Origin of the sequence: Streptomyces sp. NPDC057307 (assembly GCF_042667665.1) — a bacterium.
Taxonomy (GTDB): Bacteria; Actinomycetota; Actinomycetes; order Streptomycetales; family Streptomycetaceae; genus Streptomyces.
On sequence record NZ_JBHUZM010000264.1, the window covers coordinates 1 to 3574 of the forward strand.

Below are 3574 nucleotides of genomic sequence, written 5' to 3' on the forward strand. Positions count from 1 at the left end.
CCACCGGACCCCCGCCCCCCGCCCTCTCGGGCGCGGATTCGGTGCAGAGAATGAAACGGAAGGTCAGTCACGTGACTGCTGCCGACACGCAGGAGGCCGCCGGACCCCCGGCGCCCCCGGTACCGCGTGACCCGAAAGGGACAGACGGCCGGCCCGGCCCGGAGAAGGAGACGGTCAAGGTCGTCGGGAAGAGACGCCGCAAGAAGGGCGAACTCCTTCCGTTCCTGCTGATCCTCCCGGCGATCGTCGCCATCGCCGCCGTCTACGCGTTCCCGCTCACCAAGACCGTGATCATGTCCTTCCAGGACCTGGGCCGGCGTGAGCTGTGGACGGGGGAGTCGCCGCCCTGGGTCGGCTTCGAGCAGTTCACCAACATCCTCGGTGACTCCGAATTCTGGTCCGTCACCGGCCGCACCGTCCTGTTCATGGTCGTCTGTGTCGGCCTCACCATGGTCGTCGGCCTGCTGGTCGCGATGATGATGACCCGGCTGTCCACCTGGGTGCGCCTGACTCTGACGGCGGCGCTGATCGCCGCCTGGTCGATGCCCCTGATGGTCGCCGCCTCGATCTTCCGCTGGCTGTCGGACTCCGACTACGGCCTGCTGAACACCCTGATAGCCAAGGTCGCCGGCGACGACTTCCTCGGCCACAACTGGTTCCTCGACCCCTGGCAGGGTTTCGCGATCATCACTCTGCTGGTCGTCTGGGGCGCCATCCCGTTCGTCGTGATCACGCTGTACGCGGCCCTCACCCAGGTCCCCCGGGAACTGGAGGAGGCGGCGGCCCTCGACGGCGCCAACGTCCGCGGCGTGTTCCGCTTCGTGACCTGGCCCGTCATCCGCCCGGTCTTCGTCATGGTCACCACGCTCTCGGTCATCTGGGACTTCAACGTGTTCGGCCAGATCTGGCTGCTGCGCGGCAACAAGCCCGAACCGGAGTACGAGACCCTCGGCCTCTACTCCTTCTCCAAGGCGTTCGAGTCCACCTCCTTCAGCCAGGGCACCGCGATCGCGCTGATCACCGTCCTGCTGCTCTCCGGCGTGGCCGTGTACTACCTGCGTCAGCTCATGAAGACAGGAGAGGTCGAATGAGCACCTCAACCTCCACCGCGCCCACGCCGCTTCCGGCGCCGTCCCCGGCGGCCGGCGAGCAGAAGCTGCGCCCGGACCGCAAGAAGAGCCGCGGGATCTACGACGTGCTCGGTCTCCTCTTCGCCGTCGTCATGGCGTTCCCGGTGTACTGGCTCATCATCAGCTCGCTGCGGCCCAACCACGAGATCCGCTCCTACGACCAGACGCTGTGGCCGTCGTCGATCACCTTCGACAACTTCGCCCGCGCGGTCGACCAGCCGAACTTCTCCACCGCCGTCCAGTCCAGCCTGATCGTCTCGGTCACCGCGGTCGTCGGCGGCATGATCATCGCGACACTGGCGGCCCTCGCCATCGGCCGGTTCAGATTCTTCGGCCGCCGCGCGCTGCTGATGGTGCTGATCCTCGTACAGATGCTGCCGCCGACGGCGATGCTCATCCCGATCTACGCCCAGCTCAACGCGGTCGGGGGCCTGGACGAGTACTGGGGCCTGATCATCGTCTACCTGGTCTCCACGCTGCCGTTCGCGATCATCATGATCCGCGGCTTCGTCGTGAACATCCCGGTGGAGCTGGAGGAGTCGGCCATGGTCGACGGCTGTACGCGGATGGGCGCCTTCCGGCGGGTGATCTTCCCCCTGCTGGCCCCGGGCCTCGCGGCGGCGTCGATCTTCGCGCTGGTCAACGCGTGGAACGAGTACCTCTTCGCGTACATCCTGATCAACGACAACTCCAAGTACACGCTCAACGTGTGGCTGATGACCTTCACCACCGAGCGCGGCACCGACTACGGGGCGCTGATGGCGGCCTCGACCCTGATCGCGCTGCCGGTGGTGGTGTTCTTCATGATCATTCAGAAGAAGATGGCGACCGGTCTGACATCCGGCGCAGTAAAGGGATAGCGCCGTATGACCACTCTCACCCACAGCTCCGACACCCTGACCCGGGACGCCCTCGCCGTCCTCCAGCCCGGCTTCCACGGCACCACGGCGCCGGACTGGCTGCTGCGGCGCATCGGCGAAGGGCTCACCTCCGTCGGCCTCTTCGGCCGCAACATCACCTCGCCGGCCCAACTGGCCGCGCTCACCGCGCAGCTGAGGGCCGAGCGGGACGACGTCCTCGTCGCCATCGACGAGGAGGGCGGCGACGTCACCCGTCTGGAAGTACGCGACGGGTCGTCCTTCCCCGGCAACTACGCCCTCGGCTCCGTCGACGACGTGGACCTCACCCGGGCCGTCGCGCGCGAGTTGGGCAGCCGGCTCGCCGCCTGCGGCGTCAACCTCAACTGGGCGCCGTCCGCCGACGTCAACTCCGACGTCAACAACCCCGTCATCGGCGTGCGCTCCTTCGGCGCCGATCCGGCGCTCGTGTCCCGGCACACGGCCGCCTATGTGGAAGGACTGCAGTCCGCCGGGGTGGCCGCCTGCACCAAGCACTTCCCCGGACACGGCGACACGGCCGTCGACTCGCACCACGCGCTGCCGCGCATCGACGTCGATTTCGACACGCTCCACGCACGTGAACTGGCGCCTTTCCGGTCGGCGATCACCGCGGGTTCCAAATCGGTGATGAGCGCGCACATCCTGCTGTCCGCGCTCGACCCGAACCGTCCCGCGACTCTCAGCCCGCAGATCCTCACCGGTCTGCTCCGGGAGGAGCTGGGCTTCGACGGTCTGATCGTCACCGACGGCATCGAGATGCAGGCCATCGCGTCGACGTACGGCATCGAGCGCGGCTCCGTCCTGGCGATCGCCGCGGGCGTCGACGCGATCTGTGTCGGCGGCGGCCTGGCCGACGAGGGAACCGTTCTGCGACTGCGCGACGCATTGGTCGACGCGGTACGGGAAGGCGAACTGCCCGAGGAGCGACTGGCCGACGCGGCGGCGCGAGTACGCGCCCTCGCCGACTGGACGCGCCGGGTGAGGGGGGCTTCGGGGCCGGGCGCGGCCGCACAGGAGGGGACCGCGCCCGGCACCGGTACCGCTGTCGTCGGCGGAACGGACATCGGCCTGGTCGCGGCCCGGCGCGCCCTGCGGGTGACCGGCACGATCGAACCTCTTCAGGAGGCGCCGTACGTCGCCTCCTTCGCACCCGTCGCGAACATCGCCGTCGGCGACGAGACCCCCTGGGGCGTCGCCGCCGAACTCGCGGCGCTGCTGCCGGGCACCGGGACCGACACCTACGGCAGCGGGAGCGACGCGGCCGAGGTGCTGGCCGCCGCGGGGGAGCGCAGGATCGTCGCCGTCGTACGCGACGCGCACCGGCACCCCTGGATGGCGGCCGTCCTGGACGGCATCGTCGCGGCCCGCCCGGACACGGCCGTCGTGGAGATGGGTGTCAACCACGCCCAGCCCACGGGGAGCCCGCACATCGCCACGTACGGCGCCGCGCGCGTCTGCGGCCGGGCGGCGGCGGAAGCCCTGACGGGCCGGGGCGCCTGAGCGTCACGCCGTAATCGGAACACCGGGCGGGCCGCACGAGCGGCC

The 3574-nt window shown here is 69.4% G+C and carries 3 protein-coding genes; all 3 read left to right on the forward strand.

Translation table 11 applies throughout. From position 1 onward, the window contains the following. Window positions 1-71 precede the first annotated feature (71 nt). The 3 genes from ACFUN8_RS37155 to ACFUN8_RS37165 are packed head-to-tail and all read left to right on the forward strand — an operon-like array spanning window position 72 to window position 3529. Complete coding sequence (locus tag ACFUN8_RS37155; protein WP_383647814.1) at window positions 72-1091, forward strand: carbohydrate ABC transporter permease; 1020 nt, start codon at window positions 72-74, stop codon at window positions 1089-1091. Further along, on the forward strand, window positions 1088-1990 hold the full coding sequence (locus ACFUN8_RS37160; RefSeq protein WP_383647816.1) for a carbohydrate ABC transporter permease: 903 nt from the start codon (window positions 1088-1090) through the stop codon (window positions 1988-1990). Before ACFUN8_RS37155 ends, ACFUN8_RS37160 begins: the two co-directional genes overlap by 4 nt. Before the next feature lie 6 nt (window positions 1991-1996). Beyond that, the gene (locus ACFUN8_RS37165; RefSeq protein ID WP_383647819.1) at window positions 1997-3529 is read left to right on the forward strand and encodes a glycoside hydrolase family 3 protein; all 1533 of its coding nucleotides are present in this window, start codon (window positions 1997-1999) and stop codon (window positions 3527-3529) included. Window positions 3530-3574: the final 45 nt, after the last annotated feature.